Raw genomic sequence first — 22,824 nt, 5'->3', positions numbered from 1 at the left:
TCAAATCCGGAAATGGCCATTCATCCGAAAGATGGAAGAGAGAACAATCGGCGCTGCGCCCGCCGTTGCCGAAAGAAAGGACCTGCCCATGACCGCCACCCGCCCCGCACATCCCGCACAGCCCATCAAGCTCTACGGCTTCTCGCTCTCCGGCCACGTGCACCGCGTGCGCCTGTTCCTGGAGATGCTCGGCCTGCCGTTCGAGAACATCGAGGTCGACCTGCCCCATCGCCAGCACCGCGGTGCCGATTTCCTCGCGCGCAATGCCTTCGGCCAGGTGCCGGTGATCGAGGACGGCGAACTCGTGCTGCCCGACTCCAACGCCATCCTGGTCTATCTCAACGAGCGCTATGCGCCCGATCCCGCGCGCTGGATGCCGCGCGACCCGGCGGGCGCTGCGCGCGTGCAGCGCTGGTTCTCGGTGGCGGCCGGACCGCTCGCGTCGGGGCCTGCGATGGCGCGGATCATCACGGTGTTCGGACAGGCCGGCGATCACGCCGACACGGTGAAGCGCGCGCACGCGCTGCTCTCGGTGATGGAGCAGCACCTGCGGCAGCAGCCCTTCCTGGCGGACACCGATGCCACGCTGGCCGACATCGCGAACTACGCCTACGTGGCGCACGCGCCCGAAGGCGGTGTGTCGCTCGACGGCTATCCGAACGTGCGCGGCTGGCTCGCGCGCGTCGAGGCGCTGCCCGGGTTCGTGCCGATGGCGCGCACGCCCGCCAAGCTCGCGGCGGCCGCATGATCGCCGCGCCGTTCCACGCGGGCGAGCGTGCGCTGCAGGCGCTGGCGGGTTCGCGCGAGCAGATGGAGGCGGTGGGGTCGCGCGTGATCCGCGACTTCATGCCCGACCAGCACCGCCAGTTCTTCTCGCTGCTGCCGTTCCTCGTGGTCGGCAGCCTCGACGCGCAACTGCAGCCCTGGGCCAGCGTGCTGGCCGCACCGGCCGGCTTCATGCATTCGCCCGATGTCACGCACCTGCGCGTCGACGCGCTGCCCGCGGCGGGCGACCCGCTCGCTGGGCAGCTGCAGCCGGGCGCCACGCTCGGCTTTCTCGGCATCCAGCCGCACACGCGGCGGCGCAACCGGATGAACGGCACGGTCGAGGCGCTCGATGCCGCCGGCTTCACTGTCGCGGTGCAGCAGAGCTTCGGCAACTGCCCGCGCTACATCCAGGCGCGCGAACCGGAGCTGGCCGCGCCGCGCGCGCAGGCCGCGCCGGTGCAGTGGCTCGACCGGCTCGACGTGGCGGCGCACCGGCTCATCGGCAGCGCCGACACGCTGTTCATCGCAACCGCCTACCCGAACGAAGTGTCGGAAGGCGACGAGGCCGACGCGAGCTCGCACGGCGTCGATGTGTCGCACCGCGGCGGGCGTCCGGGGTTCGTGCGCATCGACAGCGACGAGGAGGGCCGCGATGTGCTGACCGTGCCCGACTTCAACGGCAACCGCTTCTTCAACACCCTCGGCAATCTCGCCGCCCATCCGCGCGCGGGGCTGCTGTTCATCGACTTCGACAGCGGCGAATTGCTGCATCTGGCGGTCACGTCCGAGATCATCTGGAACGGCCCGGAGGTCGAGTCGTTCGAAGGCGCGGAACGGCTGATGCGCTTTCGCGTGACGCACGCGCTGCGCCGGCCCGCGGCGTTGCCGCTGCGCTGGGGCGATGCGCAGTTCTCGCCGCACCTGGCAGGCACCGGTCAGTGGAACAGCGGGATGCGCGTGTTGACCGAAGGCCGGTAGCCCCAGCCGCGCAGGCCCTGCGCGTCGAGGTCGGGCGCACGGCGCAGCAGCGTTTCCAGACCGGCTGTGGCCAGCGTGCAGGCCAGTGCCTGGCCGGGACACGCATGCATGCCATGACCGAAACCGAGCGTGCGGCGCCGCGCGCGCATCGGTGCGAAGCGGTCGGGTTCTTCATTGAAATCCGGGTCGCGGTTGGCCGAGGCCAGCAGCAGCAGCACGGCATCGCCTGGCGCCAGCGCGGTGCCGGCGACGGTCACGGTTTCAGCGGCAAAACGCCGCGTGCTGTGCACGGCAGGATCGTGCCGCGCGGTTTCTTCCACGATGGCCAGCAGCCCGTCGCGCGTGCGGGCTGACGCGCGCAGCGCCGGATCGCGGACCAGCGCGACCAGGCTGTTGCCGAGCAGGCCGGCGGTGGCGTCACAGGTCTGCGACATGAGTCCCACGAGGTTCGCGAGCAGCGGGCGGGTCGGCATCGTGCCTTCCGCCAGCACGCCGTGCAGCAGCGTGGCGCTTCGCGGCGCCGCACTGGCGACCAGCACTTCGAAGCGCGCCATCAATTCCTGCGCCGCCGCGCTGGCGTGCTGCAACTGCGCGGCCGTGGACAACGGCGACAGGCAGGCCACGAAGTCGCGCATCCAGCCTTCGACCCGGGGCAGCAGCTCGTCGTCGAAACCGAGCAGGTGAGCCACCGATCGCACGGGCATCGAGAACAGCGTGTCGGCGAGCGCCTGCCGCTCGGGCACGCGCCGTGCCACCTCTAGTGCCGTGGCGTGCACCGCGGCGAGGTCGAGGCCGGACAGCGCCCGCTGCAGCGCGGGCCGCTGCGCCTGGTGTGCGGCACCGTCGTTCATGCGAACCAGGTGGCCGAACACCTCGCCGGCCGCGCTGCCGGCGATGGCGCGCGGCACCGGCTCGGCCATCGGACGCACGCGCAACGCGCCGTGCGCCTGCAGCACCTGTTCGACCACGTCCGCGCGGCTCGCCACCCAGAGCTGAAGAGCCTCGTTCCATGCGAGTGGCGGGCCTTCGCGCAGCGCGGCGTAGTACGGGTACGGATCGGCGTGCGTGACCGCCGCGACGGGGTCGGCGGGCAGCGTGGAAGTAGCGAGCGTGTGCATGGACGCAGTGTGCGACCGGTCGTGCCGCCACACTTCGCCCGCGAACGAAGTGTGGCGTGCGATGCCGTCATACGATGCGGCCATGGATACGCTCGCCACCTCCACCGACACCGCCGACTTTCACCTGGCTCGCCTCGCCGGCGCCATCGCCGAGCCGGCGCGTGCCCGCATGCTCGGCTGTCTCATGGACGGCCACGCGCGCACCGCCACCGAGCTGGCCGCCGTGGCCGAAGTGGCCGCGTCGACCGCCAGCGCGCACCTCGCGCGACTGAAGGACGAGCGCCTCGTCGAACTGCTGGTGCAGGGCAAGCACCGCTATTTCCGACTGGCCAACGACGACGTGGCCGCGGCGCTCGAAAGCCTGATGGTGGTGGCCGGCGCGCCGCGCACGCCCGGGTTCAGCCCCAGCACGCCGAGCCGCCTGCGCAGCGCGCGCACCTGCTACGACCACATGGCCGGCACGGTGGGCGTGGCGCTGCACGACCGGCTGCATGCGCAGGGCTGGCTCAGCGGCCTGCAGACCGGTGCCTACGACCTCACGCACGAAGGTGCCGTCGCACTGGAAAGCCTGGGCGTGGACGTCGACACCGTGCGCCGCTCGCGCCGCCGCTTCGCCTGTGCCTGCCTCGACTGGAGCGAGCGCCGCCCGCACCTCGGCGGCGCGCTCGGCGCTGCGTGGTTGCAGCTGTCGCTGCGCCGCGGCTGGGTGCGGCAGGAACTCGACGGCCGCGCCCTCACGCTCACGCCGAAGGCGCAGCGCGAGATGCCGGAACTCTTTGCATGAACGACGGCGAACGATCCCGAACAACGGTTCGTACGGCGCGGCTCAATGCCAGAGACACCATGGAACCGGCTTCGCCGGGCCGCCGGTGTCGCCCCCGGTAGAGAGAAGGAGTAGCGACACGAAGTGCGCGCATCCTGGGGGCGAGCCCAGGAACACCGAGGAACCGGCTTTGCCGGGCCTCTGGTGTTGCCCCCGGTAGGGGGAAGGAGTAGCGACACGAAGTGCGCGAATCCTGGGGGCGAGCCCAGTTCAGGCTTTGAGCTTCAGCAGGTAGATCAGCGGACCGGCCATGGCGGTGTCGAGGTCGAGGAAGCTCTCGAAGTCCTTGCCCGCCATCCAGTACGAATCCCAGTTGTTGCGCTTGATGGTCTTCTGCCAGAGGTCCGCCGCGGTGGCGCGGCGAACGGCTTCCAGCAGCACGGCACGGCGCTCGGCGGGCACCTTCTTGCCGGTGAGCACGCCGCGCCAGTTGGCGAGGTCGGCGTCCACGCCCTGCTCGCGCACCGACGGAATGCCCAGGAACGGCCGCTTGGACGACACGCCGATGGCGCGCAGCTTGCCGTTGGCGAGGTGGTCGCTGAACTCGCTGTAGCCCGAGATGCCCGCGGCCGCCTTGCCGGCTTCGAGCGCTTCCACCACCTGCGCGCCGCCGGGGTGCGCCTGGTAGACCAGGCCTGCCGTGTTGCCTGCCACGCGCGCCAGCATGCCTGCATACATGTGGTCCACGCCGCCGGCCGAGCCGCCGGCGATCACCGTCTTCGACGCGTCGGCGCGCAGCTGGGCGATCAGGTCCTTCGGCGTCCTGATGGGCGAGTCGGCCTTGACCGCCACCACTTCGTAGTCGCTCGTGAGGCGGGCCACCGGCGCGACCTGCGCGATGGTGACCGGCGGCTTCTGCAGCGCGACCGCGCCGACCATGACCATGCCGCTCATCAGGATCGTGTCGGGATCGGCGTCGTACTTCTCGACGTACTTCGCCAGGCCGATGGTGCCGCCCTTGCCGCCGATGTTTTCGTATCCGATCTCGCCGACCGCGCCGGAGGCCACCATTGCCGCGCCGAGCGCGCGGCCGGTCTGGTCCCAGCCGCCGCCCTCGTTGGCGGGAATCACGATGCGCAGCTTGGGCACCAGTTGCGGCTCGGCCGCACCGGCCAGGCGAGGCCAAAGCGCAGGCATCGCGCCCGCGGCGGCGGCCGATGCCATCCATGCAGCGAGGTGGCGACGGGAGAGGCCGGCTGGCACGGGATGCGGCATTTTGTTTCCAGTTGTCTTTAAAAGTAACCGGATGATGTCCGAAAAACGTGTCAGCACCTCGGGTTTTCCACTTAGGGAAAACCCGAGTCAAGGCCCGACGGCGGGCGGTTCTTCAGGCCTTGAGCTTGAGCAGATAGATCAGCGGCCCAGCCATCGCCGTGTCGGTTTCGAGGAAATTCTCGAAATCCTTGCCCTCCATCCAGAACGGGTCCCAGTTGTTCTGCTTGATGGTTTTCTGCCACAGGTCCGTGGCGGTGGCGCGCCGCACCACGGTCAGCAGTGCCGCCTTGCGGTACGGGGGCACCTTGCGGCCGGTGAGCACGCCGCGCCAGTTGGCGAGGTCGGCGTCCACGCCCTGCTCGCGCACCGACGCGATGCCCTGGAACGGCCGCTTCGACGACACGCCGATGGCGCGCAGCCTGCCGCTGGCCAGGCCTTCGCTGAATTCGCTGTAGCCCGAGATGCCCGCGGCGGCCTTGCCGCTGTCGAGCGCCTCGACGACTTCCGCGCCGCCTGGATGGGCCTGGTAGACCAGCGACTGCGAGGCTTCGGCCACGCGGGCCAGCATGCCGGCGTACATGTGGTCCACGCCGCCGGCCGAGCCGCCCGCGATCACGGTGTTGGCCGCGTCGCTGCGCAATTGCGCGATCAGGTCCTTCGGTGTCTTGAGAGGGGAGTCGGCCTTCACGGCAACCACCTCGTAGTCGCTGGTGAGGCGGGCGATGGGCGTCATGCTGGCCATCGTGACCGTGGGCTTCTGCAGCGCCACCGCGCCGACCATGACCATGCCGCTCATCAGGATCGTGTCGGGATCGGCATCGTATTTCTCGGCGTACTTCGCCAGGCCGATGGTGCCGCCCTTGCCGCCGATGTTCTCGTACACCACGTTGCCGACCGCGCCGGAGGCCAGCATCGCGGCGCCGAGCGCGCGGCCCGTCTGGTCCCAGCCGCCGCCTTCGTTGGCGGGAATCACGATGCGAAGCCTGCTGCTCAGCGGTGCGTCGGCGGCGTGCGCCGCGCGCGGCCACAGGGCTGCTTGCCCCCCGCCGACGGCCGCGGCCGAGGCCGCGATCCATGCCGAGAAGCTGCGGCGGGTGAGAGGTACGGAACGCGACTGGGTCATCTTCTTTCCGGTTTCTGTGGGGGAAACCGGATGATGTCCGCGAAACGCCGCGATCAGCGTGCCGCGGCGGCAGGACAAACCCTGATGGTGCGCGTGCACCGCGGCGCATCCGCCGACCGGCTCGAAGCCCCGTCTGGAGCCCTTCTTCTTACTGGAACGCGACTTCCGCGAAGCTGCGCAGCTTGCGGCTGTGCAGCCGGCTCGAGCCCTCCTCGCGCAGGATGTCGATGGCCCGCATGCCGATGCGCAGGTGCTGCTCCACGCGCTCGCGGTAGAAGTGGTTGGCCATGCCGGGCAGCTTGATCTCGCCGTGCAGCGGCTTGTCGCTCACGCACAGCAGCGTGCCGTAGGGCACCCGGAAGCGGAAGCCGTTGGCCGCGATGGTCGCGCTTTCCATGTCCAGCGCCACGGCGCGGCTCTGGCTGAAGCGGCGCTGCGGCTGGTTGCCCGGCAGCAGCTCCCAGTTGCGGTTGTCGGTGCTGGCCACCGTGCCGGTGCGCATGATCTTCTTCAGGTCGGGGCCTTCGTAGCGCGTGACGTCGGCCACCGCCTTCTCCAGCGCGAGCTGGATTTCCGACAGCGCCGGAATGGGTACCCACAGCGGCAGTTCCTCGTCGAGCACGTGGTCCTCGCGCACGTAGGCGTGGGCGAGCACGTAGTCGCCGAGCTGCTGCGTGTTGCGCAGGCCGGCGCAGTGGCCGAGCATCATCCAGGCGTGCGGGCGCAGCACCGCGATGTGGTCGGTGATCGTCTTGGCATTGGCCGGGCCCACGCCGATGTTGGTCATGGTGATGCCGCTGTAGTCCTCGCGCACGAGGTGGTAGGCGGGCATCTGAGGCAGCCGCGGCGGCGCGGTGCCCTGGCTGCCGTCCAGCAGGTGGGCGAAGGCCTCGCTCTGGCCCGCGGCCAGCCCGCGCCGCCGCGTGATGACGTTGCCCGGCTCGATGAAGGCGATGTACTCGCTGTTCTCGTCGGCCATCGCCTCGTGGCCCAGGCGCACGAACTCGTCGATGTAGAACTGGTAGTTGGTGAACAGCACGAAGTTCTGGAACCACTCCGGCGCGGTGCCCGTGTAGTGGCGAAGGCGGTGCAGCGAGTAGTCGACCCGCGCGGCCGTGAACAGCGACAGCGGCTGCGCCTCGCCGTCGCGCGCCTCGAAGGTGCCGTTGGCGATCCCGTCGTCCATCACGCCCAGGTCGGGCAGGTCGAACACGTCGCGCATGAGCGCGCGGCGCTCGTTGCTCATCGTGCCTTCGATGTGGTCGTTCTCCGCGAACGAGAAGTGAATCGGGATGGGCTGCGTGCTGGTGCCCACCTCGAGCTCGACCTGGTGGTTTTCCAGCAGCAGGCGGAACTGGTCGAGGTAGTAGCGCGAGAAGAGATCGGGCCGCGTCAGCGTGGTCTCGTAGCGGCCGGGTCCGGCCACGAAGCCGTAGCTCAGGCCCGCATTGGCCGGCGGCGTGTGGCGCGAGACGGTGTGCGTGTGCACCCGCACGAACGGGTAGCAGGCCCGCACCCGGCCGGGCAGCGCCTCGCCAGCCACGAAGCGCAGCATCGACTCGCGCAGGTGGGAAAGGCCGCCCTGGTAGATGGCCTTGACCTGTTCGAGTGCTGCGGCGGCGTCGGTGAAGCGGGCGGGGGCGACGAAAGTGGGCATGTAGGGCATGGCGGCATTGTGCAATGTGGCGTGTGCTCCGTTCAGCGCGTTTCGTTCAGGGCGCGATGCCGCCGACGGGATCGCGGTGCACGGCGGTTGTCGATCGCGGTTCACCAACAGGTGGAGGCCGCAGGCGGGAGGACATTCGCGCAGGGAAGTACCCGGTGGCCTGCGCACTCGTCTTGAACAGACCGCGAACAGGCAGTCAACCCAGCAGGCAGCCCAGCACCTTCATGAGCATGTCGTCCACGTCGAGCGCCTGCACCGCCCCCGGCAGCGCCACGTCCCCGTGCATCACGAACACCGGCTTGCCCCACTTCAGGCCCATTGCCATTTCCGACAGCGTGCCCATGTTGCCGCCGATGGCGACCAGGCACACCCCGCTGCGCGCGATGATGCCGTTGCGCATCTCGCCCATGCCGGTGGGGATGGCCACGCTGAGCCATTCGTTGGCATTGCGGTCGTCGTCTTCCGGCAGGATGCCCACCGCGATGCCGCCGGCTTCCACCGCGCCGCGCGAGGCCGCGGCCATGACGCCGCCGCGCCCGCCGCACACCACCGCCATGCCCGCGCCGGCCAGCGCATGCGCCACCGCGTAGGCGGCCTCGCACTCGGCTGGTCCGCCGTCGCCGGGGCCCAGCATGGCCACTGGCTGGCGATGGCGCTGCGGCCCCCACTGCTTCTGCGCCAGGCGCCTCAGCGCCTCAGTGACCGGCGCCGACAGCACCGCGCTCGCGCCTTCGCGTAACGACATCGCCCACTCCCATCACGATCACACACACCACCATCAGCACCAGCGACAAGGCCGCTGCCACCGCGAAATCCGAACCGCCGTCGCCCACCTGCGCGAGCAGCATCAGCGGCAGGATGTTGAGCTGCGTGCCCACCAGCGCGAGCGCGGTGCCGTAGGTGCCCATCGCGATGGCGGCCACCATGCAGGCGTTCGACAGCACCGAGGGCATCACCTCGGGCACCACCGTGTCCCAGAACGCGCGCGCCTTCGACGCACCCAGCGTGCGCGCCGCCTGCGCCGGGCGCAGGTCGAGGTTGGCGAACACCGGGTAGAGCGATAGCGCCACGCGCGGGATCAGGTAATAGGCATAGGCGAAGCCCAGGCCCGACACGCTGTAGATCCAGCTGCCGATCACGGCCGGGTCGGCCCCCAGCCCCGCGAGCAGCTGCGTCACGAAGCCCGCGCGGCCGAAGGCCAGGATGAAGCCGTAGGCAATCACCAGCCCCGAGAACGCGAGCGGCAGGCCCAGCAAGGTCATCATCCATTGGCGCCGGTGCCCGGGCTGCCGTGCGAGCTCGATCGCGATGCACGTGCCCACCAGCGCCGAGATCGCGCCCGCCGCCAGCCCGAGCGCCAGCGTGTTGCGCAGCGCGCCGAAGAACAGCGGGTTGCCGAACAGCCGCCCGAAGGCGCTGCCGCCCTCGGCAAAGGCCTCGGGCAGCAGCGCCGCGAGCGGCACCGCGAAGAAGAGCGCCATGAAGGCCCACGCGGGCCAGGCGCCGAAGCGTCGCATCGCGGCCTACTTCCCCAGCGCGGCCTGCGCCCAGAGCTTGTCGACGTCCGCCTTGCGCTCGGAAGCCTTGACGACATCGAGCGGGCGGATCTGCGGCGCGGGCGGCATCTTGGCGGCGACATCGGCGGAGAGCGGCGTGCCCGGCACGGCGGGGCGCACGAAGCCCTGCGCGAACAGCGCCTGGCCGGCCTCGCTCATGATGAAGTTGAGCCACAGCTTGCCGGCGTTGGGGTTCGCGCCGTTCTTCACAAGGCTGATTGCGTAGGGCGCGGCCACGCTGGCCTCCTTCGGGATCACCACCTCCACCGCGTCGCCCATGCCGTCCACGTGCTTGGCCTTCAGCCCGTCGTTCTCGTAGCTGATCCACACCGGGATCTCGCCCTTGAGGAACTTGGCGTACGGCGTGGTGCCTTCCACGCGCAGCACGTTGCCGGCCGCATGCAGCGTGCCCAGGTAGTCGGTGCCGGGCTGCACGTTGTCGACGCTGCCGCCGTTGGCATAGGCGGCAGCAAAGGTCAGCACCTGGCCGATGCCGGTGGAGCGCGGGTCGAGGTACACCACCGTGCCCTTGAACTCGGGCTTGAGCAGGTCGGCCCAGCCCGTGGGCACGTTCTTCACCAGTTTCCGGTTCACGAGGAACGCGATGTTGAGCGTGTGGATGGTGAACCAGCGGCCCTCGGCCTCGCGGAACACCGCGGGCAGCTTGTCGAAGTTGGCGGGCTTGAAGGGCGCGACCAGGTCCTTCTTCGCGGCATCGACGCCCGAGGCCGCGAAGTAGTAGGCGGTGTCGGCCTGCGGGCGGCGCCTGGTCTTCTCGAGCGCGACCACGGTGGCGGCGGAGCCGATGTCGTTGTAGGTCAGTTCGACTTCGGGGTAGCGCTTCTTGAAGGCGGCGAACAGCGACTTCCAGTTGGCCCATTCGGGGCCGGTGTCGAAGGACACGCACAGGCCTTCCTTCTGCGCTTCGGCATACAGCGCCTTCTCGCCCGCATAGAGCTCGGGGCCGTCGAAGGCGAAGGCGGTGCGGGCGGCGAGCGTGGCCAATGGCAATGCGCCGGCGGCCTGGATCAGATGTCTGCGTTGCATGGTGGCTCCTTGAAGGGAAACAGTGAAAAGATCAGTGGTCGAGCAGGCGCAGGTGTTCGGGCGCGATGGCAATCGCCCCTGCAGCCGGCAATGCCGATTCGGCGAGGAAGGGCTTGCCGGCACCCGGCACCTCGAAGTCGTAGCGCGTGAGCGCGCCCAGGTAGCGCTGCGCGCCGGCGCGGCCCGCGAGGCGGTTCGGCGCATCGGGCGCGGGGTCGGGGCGGATGTGTTCGGGGCGCACCAGCACATGCACCTCGGCGCCGCGGGCTCGCCGCCCGGTGGGCGCGGCGAGTTCGGCAAAGCCCAGGTCGATGCGGTCCGCGCCGCTCACCCGCGCCGGCAGGATCGTCGAGAGCCCGACGAACTCGGCCACCGCGCGGCTCGCGGGGTTCTCGTAGATCTCGCGCGGCGTGGCGATCTGCAGCAGCCGGCCGTCCTTGAGCATGGCCACGCGGTCGGCCATGACCAGCGCTTCTTCCTGGTCGTGCGTGACCAGCAGCGTGGTGGCGTCGAAGCGCTGCTGGATGCTGCGGATCTGGTCGCGCAGGTGGCCGCGCACGCTCGCGTCGAGCGCCGACAGCGGCTCGTCGAGCAGCAGCGCGCGCGGGTCGATGGCCAGTGCGCGCGCCAGTGCCACGCGCTGCTGCTGCCCGCCCGACAGCTGCGCGACGGCGCGCTGCGCGAAGTCGCCCAGCCCGACGATGTCGAGCAGTTCCTGTGCGCGCCGGCGCCGTTCGGCGGTGCCGACCTTGCGCAGCTTGAGCCCGTAGGCCACGTTGTCGAGCACGCTCAGGTGCGGGAACAGCGCATAGCTCTGGAACACCATGCCGATGTGGCGCTGGTGCACCGGCGTGCGCGACATGTCGTCGCCGCCGAGTGCGATGCGCCCGGCGTGGCCCGTCTCCAGGCCCGCCACCAGCTTCAGCAGCGTCGACTTGCCCGAGCCGCTCGGCCCGATCACCGCGACCAGCTCGCCGGTGCGCACGTCGATCGAGACCTCGTGCAGGCCGTGCGTGCTGCCGGGGTAGTTGTAGCTGACGTTGTCGAGGAGGAGACTCATGGCGGACCGCCTATGCGCGTTGCTTCACGAGGGAAGAGGAAAGAATCGCCGACGCGCTCGCCAGCACCAGCAGGATCACCGTGGCCGCGCAGGCGAAGCCCGTCGCGCCGTAGAAGGCCTGCAGCAGCACCACGGGGTAGGTGCGGTTCTGGAAGCTCGTGAGCAGGTTCGACACGCCGAATTCACCTACCGATATGGCCGCCACCATCACCAGCCCGCTGACCAGGCTCTGGCGCAGGCTCGGCAGCACGATGCCGGTGAACTGCTGCCAGCCCGATGCGCCCAGCGTGGCGGCGGCCTGCTCGAGCCGCCCCAGGTCGAGGTGGCGCAGGTCGGTCAGCAGCGTGTTCGTGAGGTAGGGCAGCGTGAGGATCGCGTGCGCCGCGATCAGGAGCGGCATCGAGCCCAGCCAGGGCGCGAGGTCGGTGTTGAACACGATCATGTAGCCGAAGGCCAGGGTGATGGCCGGCACCGCCACCGGCGTGGCGCTCACGATGCGCGCCGCCAGGCTGCCGCCGCGCCGCGCGCCGTGGTACAGCGCATAGGCCAGCGGCAGCGCCAGCACCGTGTTGATCGCGCAGGCGCTCATCGCCACCACGAGACTGCTGACGAAGGCCTTGCGAAAGGAGGTGTCGAGCCAGAGGTCGACGTACCACTGGCCGGTGATGCCCGTGGGCAGCAGCGTGTTGGTCCAGTTGCCGCCGACGCTGCCGACCAGCAGCAGGGCGATGGGCAGCAGCAGGTACAGGCCGTAGATGAGCGAGATGCCGCGAACCAAGAGAGTCTCCAGTGTCATGCGCGCTCGGCATACTTTCCGGATGCGCTACTGTCTGCGCTGGGGCTTCCGTCGCATCGGCTCGAATTCTAGGAAGCGCACGGCCGTCCATGGGTGAATGTTGGATGACGACACTTGAGCAATCGGAAAATGTTTTTCATGCAGATTTCACACAGCGAGGCCAGGCCGCATGAAGCGTGACTGCCCCACCATCCAGGAGCTGCTGGCCTTCGACGCCGTGGCGCGTCACCAGAGCATCACGCTGGCGGCGGGCGCGCTGTGCATCACGGTGAGCGCGGTGAGCAAGCAGATCGCCGGGCTCGAGGCCTTCCTGGGTCGCGAGCTGCTGCAGAAGAACGGGCGCGGCGTGCAGCTCACGCCGCAGGGGCGCGTGTACTGGCAGAAGATCTCGGGCGGCCTGCGCGCCATCGAGACCGCGACCTTCGAAGCGCGTTCGGGCGATGCCGGCGCCGGCCTGCTCACGCTCGCGAGCGTGCCCACCTTCCTCACCAAGTGGCTCATTCCGCGGCTGCCGGCCTTCAGCCAGAAGAGCCGCCACGTCATGCTGAGCTTCAGCCGTCATCTCGAGCCCAGCGACGGCATCCCGGCGGGCGTCGATGCGGCGATCCGCTACGGCCCCGACGGCTGGCCTGGCGTGGTGTCCGAATACATCGCGGGCCGCGAGTTCGTGCTGATCGTGGCGCGCTCACTGGTCGAGGGGCGCCATCGCATCGCGCAGCCCGCCGACATCCTGGGCCACACGCTGCTGCACCATGAAGGCGCGCCCACCGCCTGGCGCCAGTGGGCCGCGCAGCATGGCGTGCCCGAGGTGCAGACCGTGGCCGGTCCGCGCTTCGCGCAGTACTCGGCGCTGATCCAGGCGGCCCTCAACGGCCTCGGCATCGGCCTGGTGCCCAAGCTGCTGGTGCAGGAAGAGCTGGCCGAAGGCGCGTTGCGCAGCCCGTGCGGCACGCCGGTGAGCGTGAACCAGGGCCACTACCTCTGCTACCGGCCCGACCGGCTCGACCTGCCCGCCTTCGCGGCGTTCCGCGAATGGCTGCTCGACGAAGGCACGGCCTCGCGCGGCGTGGAGACCGAGGCGTAAACGCCCATGTTGATTAACCTCGCAGGTCGCACAGACCACAAGGAACCGATCCGATGAAAGTTGCAGTCATGGGCGCCGGCGCAGTCGGCTGCTATTACGGCGCCATGCTGGCGCGCGCGGGCCACGAGGTCGCGCTGGTCGGCCGGCCCTCGCACGTCGAGGCAGTGAAGGCAAACGGGCTGCGGCTCGAAACCAGCGCCTTCGATGCGCTGGTGCCGATGGATGCGAGCACCGACGCGAGCGCGGTGCGGGGCGCGGACCTCGTGCTCTTCTGCGTGAAGTCCACCGACAGTGAAGCGGCTGCCGCGCAGATAGCGCCGCACCTGTCGCCCGACGCGCTGGTGCTCACGCTGCAGAACGGCGTGGACAACGACGCCCGCGTGCGCGCGGTGCTGCCCGCGAACGAGGTGGCCGCCGCCGTGGTCTACGTCGCCACCGAGATGGCCGGCCCCGGCCATGTGCGGCACCACGGGCGGGGCGAACTGGTCATCGCTCCCGCGCGCCGCAGCGACGAGGTGGCACGCCACCTGGAGGCCGCCGGCGTGCCCACGCAGATCTCGGACAACGTGCGCGGCGCGCTCTGGGCCAAGCTGATCCTGAACTGCGCCTACAACGCCCTCTCGGCCATCACCCAGCTGCCGTATGGCGTGCTGGTGCAGGGCACGGGCGTGGCCGACGTGCTGCGCGACGTCGTCGCCGAGTGCCTCGCCGTCGCGAAGGCCGAGGGCGTGCAGGTGGCCGGCGACACCCAGGCCGCCCTGCGCGCCATCGCGCAGACCATGCCCACGCAGTACTCATCGACCGCGCAGGATCTCGCGCGCGGCAAGCTCAGCGAGATCGACCACCTCAACGGACTCGTCGTGCGCAGGGGCGAGGCACTCGGCGTGCCCACCCCCGCCAACCGCGTGCTGTTCGTGCTGGTGAAGCTGCTCGAACAAAAACAGCACACCAGCTGACCGCCCTTCGCGGCACCGAGGAACCGGCTTTGCCCGGGCCGCAGGCGTTGCCACCGGTAGAAGATAGGAGAAGCGACACGAAGTGCGCGAAGCCTGGGGGCCGAGCCAGACACACCGAGGAACCGGCTCTGCCGGGCCTCAGGTGATGCCCCCGGTAGGGGGAAGGAGAAGCGGACACGAAGTGCCGCGCATCCTGGGGGCGAGCCAGAAACACCGAGGAACCGGCTTTGCCGGGCCTCAGGTGTTGCCCCTGGTAGGGGGAAGGAGAAGCGGACACGAAGTGCCGCGCATCCTGGGGGCGAGCCAGAAACACCGAGGAACCGGCTCTGCCGGGCCTCAGGTGTTGCCCCCGGTAGGGGGTAGGAGAAGCGACACGAAGTGCGCGAAGCCTGGGGGCGAGCTCTTCTACCCCGGCATCGGTTCGCGCATCGTCACGAACTCCTCGGCCGCCGTCGGGTGAATGCCCACCGTGCTGTCGAAGATCGCCTTCGTCGCGCCTGCGCGCATCGCAACCGCAAAGCCCTGCACCACCTCGCCGGCGTCCGGGCCCACCATGTGCAGCCCGACCACGCGGTCGCTGGCGGTGTCCACCACCAGCTTCATGAAGGTTCGCTCGGTGCTGCCCGACAGCGTGTGGCGAAGCGACTTGAACTCGCTGGAGAACACCGTCACCTTGCCGAACTTCGCGCGCGCGTCGATCTCGCTGTAGCCGCAGGTGCCGATGTTCGGGTGCGTGAACACGGCGGTGGGAATGAACTCGTAGTCGAGCCGGCGCTTGCCCTTGCCGAAGAGTTCGTCGACCACCACCATGGCCTCCGCCAGCGCCACCGGCGTGAGCTGAATGCGCGTGGACACATCGCCCACCGCGTGGATCGAAGGCACCGAGGTGCGGTAGTGCGCATCGACCGCGATCGCGCCGTTCTCGTCGAGCTTCACGCCCGCGGCTTCGAGGCCGAGGCCCTGCGTGTTGGGCACGCGGCCGGTGGCGAAGAGCACCGTGTCGGCCTCCAGCTGCTGGCCGCGCGCGAGTGTGACGGTGAAACCGTGCCCATGCGCATGGCGTTCGACCGACGTGACCTCGCAGTTCAGCCGCACGTCCACGCCGGCCTTGCCCATCTCGTTGGCGACGAACTGGCGCACGTCGTCGTCGAAGCCGGTGAGCAGGTGCGCGCGGCGGTGCAGCTGCGTCACCTTCGAGCCCAGGCCGTTGAAGATCGACGCGAATTCGCAGGCGATGTAGCCGCCGCCCACCACCAGCAGGCGCTTGGGAAAGGGGTCGAGGTCGAACATCGCGTCGGAGGTCACGATGTGCTCGCGGCCCGCGATGTCCGGCACGAAGGGCGTGCCGCCGGTGGCCACGAGCAGGTGGCGCGCGGTGTGGCGCTTGCCGTCGACTTCCACGGTGTGGGCGTCGGCCAGCTGCGCCCAGCCGGTGACGAGCGTCACGCCCGAGTTCTTCAGCAGCGACGCGTAGATGCCGTTGAGGCGGGTGATTTCCCTGGCACGCTGCGACTTGAGATGCGCCCAGTCGAAATGCGGCTCCTTGGGCAGCGTCCAGCCGTAGCCCGCGGATTCCTCGAACGATTCGGCATAGCCGGCCGCGTAGCTGTAGAGCTTCTTCGGAATGCACCCCACGTTGACGCAGGTGCCGCCGAGGTCGGCGGCCTCGGCCAGGCCGACGCGCGCGCCGGTCTGCGCGGCCATGCGCGCCGCGCGGACACCGCCGCTGCCGCCGCCGATGACGAAGAGATCGAAGTCGAATGTGGGCATGAAAGGTTCCTTCGCCGCCGACTGTAGCGGCGGTGCGAAGGCGGTGCTGTCGACGGGGCTTGCAGACCCGTGGCGGGCGTGGCGGCCGTTCAGCGCGAGTCGGGCGAGGTCCAGAGCCGGCGCGGATCGTCGCCGCGCGGTGCGGCGGGCGCGGTGCCGTGCTGCTGCTGTTGCTGCTGGATGGCGCGCAGCTGCGCCTCCTGGGCCTGGCGCATCGCGTTCTGCTGGGCCTGCTGTTGCGCCAGGGCCTGCTGCTGCATCTGCGCGGCGCGCAATTGCAGTTCCTGCTGCTGGCGAAGCTGCTGCTGCTGTTGCTGCACCTGTGCCGCCTGCTGTGCTGCGCGCTGCTGCTGGAGCAACTGCTGTTGCTGCTGGGCCTGCGCCTGCGCGGCGCGCAACTGCAGTTCCTGTTGCTGGCGCAGGGCCTGCTGTTGCTGCTGCTGGAGTTGCTGCTGCACCTGCTGTTGTTGCCGCTGCTGCTGCCAGCGGTCCTGCTCGGCACGCTGGCGCCAGTCCTGCTGCCGGCGCCAGTCCTGTTGCTGCCGCCATTCCTGCTGCTGGCGCCATTCCTGGTCGCGCTGCCACTCCTGCAGTTGCTGGGCTGCCTGCGCCCCGCGCTGCTGCTCCAGCCATTGCGCCTGTTGCGCCTGTTGCGCCCGCTCGTACTCGATCTGCTGCTCGCGCGCGATCGTTGCCGCCGACGGCGCGGCCGGCTGGGCGAGGCGCGAAGGTCCCGGCCATCCGCCCGCGCTGTCGAACCGGTTGCGCTCGGCCACCCAGGCGTCGAAGCTGCTGTTCTGCGCCCGCGTGTTTCTCGCTGCGGCAAGGTTGCGTCCGGACACCGTGGTCTGCTGCCGGTCGGTCAGCCGCTGCGAGGCGCCGTTCTGCCCGCGCAGCGTGAGCTGGCCCGAAGCCACCGCCACCCAGGTGGTCGCCGAATCGGTGGAGAGGCGGTATTCGCCCGGCGCGCCGATGTCCGCCGAGAGGTTGCCGGTGTCGATCCGCAGGCTCTGTCCCGACGGGTCGTCGCCCACGCGCAATTGCACGTCGCCGCGCCCGACGCTGATTTCGTCGGGCCCGGAGAACTCGACGTCCGTCGCGCCGTCGAGCCGCAGCGCGGCCTGGCCGATGTACACCTCGGCACGTGCGTTGCGCTCGGTCCGCAGCCGGTCGCCGATGCCGAGCGCGCGGTCGGGGCGGGCGGCGTACCAGCGGTCCTGGCCGGCGGGCGAGACGCTCACGGCGCCCTCCTGCACGTTCAGGCGCGCGACCTCGCCCTGCGGGCCCTGTTGCGCACTGGCCGAGAGGCCCGCGCACAGCAGGGCCAGGCCGAGCACCCATCGGTGCAGCGGGCGTTGAAATGCCGGGAGGCGTGTTCGATTCATGTGGTTCCCTGATCCCCTGATTAACGAAGCGATGAACTTTGTAACGCGCGAGAATCCGCTGCCGCTGTCACCGCCCGTCGGTACGTGAGTGAAGCGCGTGTGCAAGCGGCAACGGGATGTAAGGAGGAAACAAACATGAAAACTCGCGGAATCGCCAGACGGGTGTGCAGACCCTGCTATCAAAGATGTAGTGCTGTTGCCCTTGCGGTGGCGTTCGGCGCCATGCTGGCCTCGGCGCCCGCTGCCGCACAGCTGGCCCGCAAGCCTTCCTACTACCAGCAGCAGAACCAGCCGCAGCCCGAGGGCCCGGCTGCGCAGCGGGTGCCGCGCCCGTCGGTGCCGTCGTCGCTGCCGGCACTGCGCAGCCAGGGCGACTTCGACCAGCTCGCGCGCACCTACGACGCCGGCACGCCGATGCAGTTGGCGCACGTGCTGTTCGTCATCGACCGGCAGGCCAGGCCGCCGCGCACCTACTTCATCGACACGCCGCGCTACCAGCTGCACGTGCGCTTCCTGCGCGACACGCGGCTGGCGCCCGGCACCACCAAGCGCGAGATCGACCGCAACTACCTCGTGCCCGACCGCCGCTTCCTGTTCGGCACGCTGAGCTGGCAGCAGAACATCGGCAGCTTCACCTACGAGTTCTGGGAAGGCGACCGCCTCACGCCCGCGCTGCTGCGGCAGGCCGATGCGCAGGTGAAGGCGAGCTTCTTCGCGCCGGTGAAGTTCAAGACCAACTCCACGCTGCACGACCGCGTGGCGCAGGAAGCCGGCATCGCGTCGGTGAGCCAGGAGGCGCTGATCCGCGAGCAACCGTACCTGCCGATGAACCTCGGGACCGCGACCGGGCGCGTGCGCATCGTGGAGGACGAATCCGCCATCAACGCGCTGCTGCCCGACGACATCGCGGTGCTGCGGCAGGTGCCCATCGGCCTGCCGCCGGTGGCCGGCGTTCTGACCGAGCGGCCGTCGACCGCGCTGTCGCACGTCAACCTGCTGGCCAAGGGGTGGGGCATTCCCAATGCCTATGTGCGCGACGCCGCCGCGGTGCTGAAGGAACACGCAGGCCAGTGGGTGGCGCTGAAGGTGGCGGCCTCGGGCTACCAGCTGCGCCGCCTCACGCCCGAGGAAATCGCCGCGCTGCCGCCGCGCGCCGCGCGTGCCGCGCATGTGGCCGCCACCGGCTCGGTGCCCGGCGGCGCGCGCGCCATCAGGCCCGACCTGCGCGAGGACCGCCTGCTGCCGCTGGCCGCGCTGCGCGCACGCCACAGCGCGCAGTGCGGCGTGAAGGCCGCGAACCTCGGCGCCATGCAGGCCGCGCGCATACCGGGCACCTCGGTGCCCGACGGCTTCTGCATTCCGTTCGCCCACTACGACCGCTTCATGCGCGCGAACGGCCTGGCCTCGCGCATCGCGCGCATGCAGCAGGAGCCCGGCTTCGCGAGCGACCCCAAGCTGCGGCAGAAGGCGCTGGCGCAGCTGCGCGACGAGATCGTGCAGTGGCCGGTCGATGCCGCCACTGCGGCGTCGTGGCGCGCCGCCTGGCAGTCGCGGCTCGGCGGCGGTGGCGTGTTCGTGCGCAGCTCGTCGAACTCCGAGGACCTACCCGGCTTCAGCGGCGCGGGCCTGTACACCACCGTGCCCAACGTGAAGACGGGCGACGCGCTCGAGGCGGCGGTGAAGAAGGTCTGGGCCTCGGTGTTCAACCCCGAGGCCTGGGAGGCGCGCAGCGCCGCGGGCTTCGGCGCCGAGTCGGTGCTGATGGGCGTGTTCGTGCAGACCGCCATCGACGCGACCAATGCCGGCGTCATGATCACCCGCGACCCGTTCGATGCGGGCCACGCGCACGTGACCTACATCTCGGCCAAGCGCGGCATCGGCATCCGCGTGGTCGAAGGCCAGCGCGTGGCGGAGCAGGTGATGTACTCGAGCTGGTCGAAGGCCATCCAGGTGCTGAGCCGCTCGGCCGAGGACACCGCGCTGCAGCTCGACAAGGACGGTGGCGTGAAGGAAGTGCCGGTGCAGGCCGGGCGCAACGTGCTCACCGACGAACTGGTGGTGCGGCTGGCCGGCGTGGGCGCGGCGGTGAAGCGCACCTTCAACGCGGTCGACCAGGACATCGAGTGGGCCACCGTGGGCGACCGCATCGTGCTGCTGCAGGCGCGGCCCTACGTGGAGCGCCGCCGCTAGCCGAGCGGCCGGCCGGCGATCCAAGCCACAGGAGATTCCCCGTGAACCTGCACCGCCTCGACCTCGTCTCGCTGTCGCTCTTCAACCTCGTGGTGCGCACCGGCAGCATCAGCAAGGGCGCCGAGCTCGCGCACCTCGCGGTGGGCGCGGCGAGCAAGCGCATCTCGGACCTCGAGGCGGCGGTGGGCACCGAGCTGTTCGAGCGCCATTCGCGCGGCGTGACGCTCACCGTGGCGGGCAACGCGCTGCACCTGCATGCGCAGCGCATCCTCAACGACGTGGACCATCTCGCGGCGGACCTCTCGGACTACGCCTCGGGCGTGCTCGGCGTGGTGCGGCTGTGGGTCAACACCTCGGCGGTCACGCAGTTCCTGCCGCGCGAGCTCGCCGGCTTCGTGGCGGCCAACCCCGGCATCCGCATCGAGCTCGAGGAACAGAACAGCAGCGAGATCGTGCTCGCGGTGCTCGACGGCCGCGCCGACGTCGGCATCTTCGCGGACCGCACGCCCTCGCTGGGCCTGCACATCGTCAACTACCGCACCGACCGGCTGGTGCTGGTGGTGCCGCGCGGCCATCCGCTGGCGCGGCGGCGCAGCGTGCGCTTCGAGCAGGCCACCGAGTACGACTTCGTGAGCCTGTCGGGCGGCACCTCGCTCGCGCAGCGGCTGCAGACCGCCACCGAGGCGCTCGGGCGGCGGCTGCGGCTGCGCATCCAGGTGCGCAGCTTCGACGCCATGTGCCAGATGGTGGCCGCCGGCATGGGCGTGGCGGTGCTGCCGCGCGAGGCGATACAGCCGCACCTGCGCTCGATGAACCTGCGCGAGATCGCGCTGGAAGATGCCTGGGCCGAGCGCCGCCTGCTGATCGGCCTGCGCGACGCCAACGCGGTGCCGCGCCACGTGCGCACGCTCATCGACCACCTCTGCACGGACGCTGCGGGTTAACCCTCGCGAGCTTTCGCGTTCCGCGAAAGCTGGCTGCGTGTCTTCGTCGTTCCGCTCGAGGGGGGCGCTGAACAGAATCGGGCCCATGAATCTTTCCCGCGATCCCGACGTTCCCGACCTTTCCTTGAGCCCCGGCGCCCTGCAAGGCCTGCGCGTCATCGAGATGGGCCAGCTCATCGCCGGTCCCTTCGCCGGCAAGACGCTCGGCGAATTCGGCGCCGACGTGGTCAAGATCGAGCCGCCCGGCGCCGGCGATCCGCTGCGCAACTGGCGACTGCTGCAGGATGGCACCTCGGTGTGGTGGCAGGTGCAGTCGCGCAACAAGCGCTCGGTGGCGCTCGACCTGCGCAGCGAGGAGGGCCAGGACATCGCCCGCCGGCTCATCGCCGAGGCCGACGTGCTGATCGAGAACTTCCGCCCCGGCACGCTCGAGGGGTGGGGCATGGGCTACGAGGCGCTGAGCGAGCGCAACCCGGGCCTCGTGATGCTGCGCATCTCCGGCTACGGCCAGACCGGCCCGTACCGCGACCTTCCGGGCTTCGGCGCCATCGGCGAGGCCATGGGCGGGCTGCGCCATCTCACCGGCGAGCCGGACCGCGTGCCGGTGCGCTGCGGCATCTCCATCGGCGACACGCTGGCCGCGCTGCACGGCACCATCGGCGTGCTCACCGCGCTCTATCACCGCAAGGTCAACGGCGGCAGGGGCCAGGTCATCGACGTGGCGCTCAACGAGGCGGTGTTCAACGTGATGGAGAGCCTGGTGCCCGAATACAGCGCCTTCGGCGCGGTGCGCGAGGCCGCGGGCAGCGCGCTGCCGGGCATCGCGCCGTCGAACGCCTACCGCTGCGCCGACGGCTACGTGCTGGTGGCGGGCAACGGCGACAGCATCTTCCGCCGCCTGATGCAGACCATCGGGCGCGACGACCTCGGCGCCGACCCGGCGCTGGCGAACAACGCGGGCCGCGTGGCGCGCGTGGCCGAACTCGACCAGGCGATCGAGGCATGGACGCTGCCGCAGCCGGTGGCGACGGTGCTCGGGACGCTCGGCGAGGCGCGCGTGCCCGCGGGCAAGGTCTACACCGCGAAGGACATCGCCGAAGACCCGCACTACCGCGCGCGCGACATGCTGCTGCGGCAGCACACGCGCGACGGCCACGAGATCGAGGTGCCCGGCGTGGTGCCCAAGCTCATGGGCACGCCGGGCACGGTGCGCTCGTCGGCACCGGGGCTCGGCGACGACACCGACGCGGTGCTCGGCGAACTCGGATTCACGGCCGCAGGCATTGCCGCCTTGCGCGAAAGGAAGGTGGTGGCATGAACATGGTCTGGAACGGCAACGCGCAAGGCGTGCGGATGTGCGAGGTCGGCCTGCGCGACGGCCTGCAGGTGGAAGCGGCCTTCGTGCCGACCGCCGAGAAGATCGCGCTGTGCAACGAACTCTCGCGCGCGGGCATGTCGAAGATCGAGGTGACGGCCTTCGTGTCGCCGCAGGCGATTCCCGCGCTGCGCGACGCCGAGGTGGTGCTGCGCGAGATCGAGCGCGTGCCCGGCGTGGTCTACACCGCGCTGGTGCCCAACGTGCGCGGCGCCGAGCGCGCCATTGATGCGCGCGCGGACGAGATGAACCTCGTCATGTCGGCCAGCGAGAGCCACAACCTCGCCAACCTGCGCATGCTGCGCGAGCAGTCGTTCCGCGCGCTGTCGGAGGTGGCGGCTCTGGCGCGGCAGGCGGGCGTGGCGGTCAACGTGTCGCTGTCTTGCAGCTTCGGCTGCCCCATCGAGGGCGACGTGGCCGACGCCGAGGTGCTCGGCTGGTGCGCGCGCTTCGTGGACGAGCTCGGTGCCGCCGGCGTCACGCTGTGCGACACCACCGGCATGGCCTGGCCGGGGCAGGTGCATGCACTCACGCGCGCCTTCCTGCAGCGCTGGCCCGGCACGGGGCTCACGCTGCACTTCCACAACACGCGCGGCATGGGGCTGGCGAACGTGCTCGCGGGCATCGACGCCGGCGCGCGCCGCTTCGACGCATCGATCGGCGGCATCGGCGGCTGCCCCTACGCGCCGGGCGCCACCGGCAACGTGTGCAGCGAGGAGATCGTGCACGCGCTCGATCTCATGGGCTACGACACCGGCGTGGACCTGGCACGCGTGATCGATGCCGCGCGCCGGCTGCCGGCGCTCATCGGGCACGACATCCCGAGCCAGGTCGTGAAGGCCGGGCGCCGGCTCGACCTGCATGCGCCGCCGGACGACTTCGCAGCCACGCACGAGCGTGCGCTCGCACGCGAGCAGGCCCGCACCCGCTGACATTTCCGCATCCCCATTCGCGTATCGATCCCAAGAAC

At 70.2% G+C, this 22,824-nt stretch carries 20 protein-coding genes; 9 read left to right on the top strand and 11 right to left on the bottom strand.

Annotated elements, in window-relative coordinates; all coding sequences use genetic code 11:
- The first annotated feature begins 88 nt into the window (after window positions 1-88).
- Both AACL56_RS00375 and AACL56_RS00370 read left to right on the top strand, forming a co-directional pair.
- A complete protein-coding gene (locus AACL56_RS00375; protein WP_339087866.1) occupies window positions 89-748 on the top strand; it encodes a glutathione S-transferase family protein in 660 nt (219 codons plus the stop codon).
- Entirely contained in the window at window positions 745-1,746 is a 1,002-nt protein-coding gene (locus AACL56_RS00370) for a pyridoxamine 5'-phosphate oxidase family protein (RefSeq protein WP_339087865.1), read from the top strand. Before AACL56_RS00375 ends, AACL56_RS00370 begins: the two co-directional genes overlap by 4 nt.
- On the opposite strand, the gene AACL56_RS00365 is transcribed toward AACL56_RS00370, so the two are convergent.
- Window positions 1,704-2,840, bottom strand: coding sequence for a cytochrome P450 (locus tag AACL56_RS00365; protein WP_425337045.1), 1,137 nt, complete (start codon window positions 2,838-2,840; stop codon window positions 1,704-1,706). The two genes, AACL56_RS00370 and AACL56_RS00365, sit on opposite strands and share 43 nt — an antisense overlap.
- Before the next feature lie 106 nt (window positions 2,841-2,946).
- Here AACL56_RS00365 and AACL56_RS00360 point away from each other — a divergent pair, with 106 nt between their 5' ends.
- A complete protein-coding gene (locus tag AACL56_RS00360) occupies window positions 2,947-3,648 on the top strand; it encodes a helix-turn-helix transcriptional regulator (RefSeq protein ID WP_339087864.1) in 702 nt (233 codons plus the stop codon).
- 249 nt (window positions 3,649-3,897) lie between these two features.
- Here AACL56_RS00360 and AACL56_RS00355 read toward each other — a convergent pair whose 3' ends face one another.
- The 8 genes from AACL56_RS00355 to AACL56_RS00320 form a co-directional block, all read right to left on the bottom strand.
- Window positions 3,898-4,902 carry a Bug family tripartite tricarboxylate transporter substrate binding protein gene (locus tag AACL56_RS00355; RefSeq protein WP_339087863.1) on the bottom strand — a complete coding sequence of 335 codons (1,005 nt, stop codon included), beginning with the start codon at window positions 4,900-4,902 and terminating at the stop codon, window positions 3,898-3,900.
- A 112-nt stretch (window positions 4,903-5,014) separates the two neighbouring features.
- Window positions 5,015-6,025, bottom strand: a complete 1,011-nt coding sequence (locus tag AACL56_RS00350) for a Bug family tripartite tricarboxylate transporter substrate binding protein (RefSeq protein WP_339087862.1) — start codon at window positions 6,023-6,025, stop codon at window positions 5,015-5,017.
- Between the two features lie 148 nt (window positions 6,026-6,173).
- Window positions 6,174-7,691 (bottom strand): AMP nucleosidase, encoded by a 1,518-nt coding sequence (locus tag AACL56_RS00345; protein WP_339087861.1) that lies wholly within the window; start codon window positions 7,689-7,691, stop codon window positions 6,174-6,176.
- Between the two features lie 196 nt (window positions 7,692-7,887).
- Window positions 7,888-8,436 (bottom strand): TIGR00725 family protein, encoded by a 549-nt coding sequence (locus AACL56_RS00340; RefSeq protein WP_339087860.1) that lies wholly within the window; start codon window positions 8,434-8,436, stop codon window positions 7,888-7,890.
- Window positions 8,387-9,208, bottom strand: coding sequence for an ABC transporter permease (locus tag AACL56_RS00335; RefSeq protein WP_339087859.1), 822 nt, complete (start codon window positions 9,206-9,208; stop codon window positions 8,387-8,389). Before AACL56_RS00335 ends, AACL56_RS00340 begins: the two co-directional genes overlap by 50 nt.
- Before the next feature lie 6 nt (window positions 9,209-9,214).
- Window positions 9,215-10,294, bottom strand: coding sequence for an extracellular solute-binding protein (locus tag AACL56_RS00330; RefSeq protein ID WP_339087858.1), 1,080 nt, complete (start codon window positions 10,292-10,294; stop codon window positions 9,215-9,217).
- A gap of 31 nt (window positions 10,295-10,325) precedes the next feature.
- Window positions 10,326-11,354, bottom strand: a complete 1,029-nt coding sequence (locus AACL56_RS00325; RefSeq protein ID WP_339087857.1) for an ABC transporter ATP-binding protein — start codon at window positions 11,352-11,354, stop codon at window positions 10,326-10,328.
- Window positions 11,355-11,364: 10 nt separating this feature from the next.
- Window positions 11,365-12,150, bottom strand: coding sequence for an ABC transporter permease (locus AACL56_RS00320; protein ID WP_339087856.1), 786 nt, complete (start codon window positions 12,148-12,150; stop codon window positions 11,365-11,367).
- Window positions 12,151-12,319: 169 nt separating this feature from the next.
- Here AACL56_RS00320 and AACL56_RS00315 point away from each other — a divergent pair, with 169 nt between their 5' ends.
- Both AACL56_RS00315 and AACL56_RS00310 read left to right on the top strand, forming a co-directional pair.
- On the top strand, window positions 12,320-13,234 hold the full coding sequence (locus AACL56_RS00315; RefSeq protein WP_339087855.1) for a LysR substrate-binding domain-containing protein: 915 nt from the start codon (window positions 12,320-12,322) through the stop codon (window positions 13,232-13,234).
- 53 nt (window positions 13,235-13,287) lie between these two features.
- On the top strand, window positions 13,288-14,190 hold the full coding sequence (locus tag AACL56_RS00310) for a ketopantoate reductase family protein (RefSeq protein WP_339087854.1): 903 nt from the start codon (window positions 13,288-13,290) through the stop codon (window positions 14,188-14,190).
- A 405-nt stretch (window positions 14,191-14,595) separates the two neighbouring features.
- Here the strand turns inward: AACL56_RS00310 and gorA are convergent, their stop codons facing one another.
- A complete protein-coding gene (gene gorA / locus AACL56_RS00305) occupies window positions 14,596-15,960 on the bottom strand; it encodes a glutathione-disulfide reductase (RefSeq protein ID WP_339087853.1) in 1,365 nt (454 codons plus the stop codon).
- Between the two features lie 89 nt (window positions 15,961-16,049).
- Entirely contained in the window at window positions 16,050-17,345 is a 1,296-nt protein-coding gene (locus AACL56_RS00300) for a hypothetical protein (RefSeq protein ID WP_339087852.1), read from the bottom strand.
- Window positions 17,346-17,567: 222 nt separating this feature from the next.
- Here AACL56_RS00300 and AACL56_RS00295 point away from each other — a divergent pair, with 222 nt between their 5' ends.
- From AACL56_RS00295 to AACL56_RS00280, 4 genes are all read left to right on the top strand, one after another.
- Window positions 17,568-19,535, top strand: a complete 1,968-nt coding sequence (locus tag AACL56_RS00295; protein WP_339087851.1) for a PEP/pyruvate-binding domain-containing protein — start codon at window positions 17,568-17,570, stop codon at window positions 19,533-19,535.
- A 41-nt stretch (window positions 19,536-19,576) separates the two neighbouring features.
- Complete coding sequence (locus AACL56_RS00290) at window positions 19,577-20,479, top strand: LysR substrate-binding domain-containing protein (RefSeq protein WP_339087850.1); 903 nt, start codon at window positions 19,577-19,579, stop codon at window positions 20,477-20,479.
- 85 nt (window positions 20,480-20,564) lie between these two features.
- Entirely contained in the window at window positions 20,565-21,797 is a 1,233-nt protein-coding gene (locus AACL56_RS00285) for a CaiB/BaiF CoA transferase family protein (protein ID WP_339087849.1), read from the top strand.
- Window positions 21,794-22,786 (top strand): hydroxymethylglutaryl-CoA lyase, encoded by a 993-nt coding sequence (locus AACL56_RS00280; protein WP_339087848.1) that lies wholly within the window; start codon window positions 21,794-21,796, stop codon window positions 22,784-22,786. The genes AACL56_RS00285 and AACL56_RS00280 overlap by 4 nt, the downstream gene beginning before the upstream one ends.
- The last annotated feature ends 38 nt before the right edge of the window (window positions 22,787-22,824 follow it).

It is taken from the genome of Variovorax paradoxus, assembly GCF_902712855.1.
In the GTDB taxonomy this organism is placed as follows: Bacteria; Pseudomonadota; Gammaproteobacteria; order Burkholderiales; family Burkholderiaceae_C; genus Variovorax; species Variovorax paradoxus_Q.
Note: the sequence above shows the minus strand (reverse complement) of the source record. Positions and strands in the feature narration are given on the sequence as shown.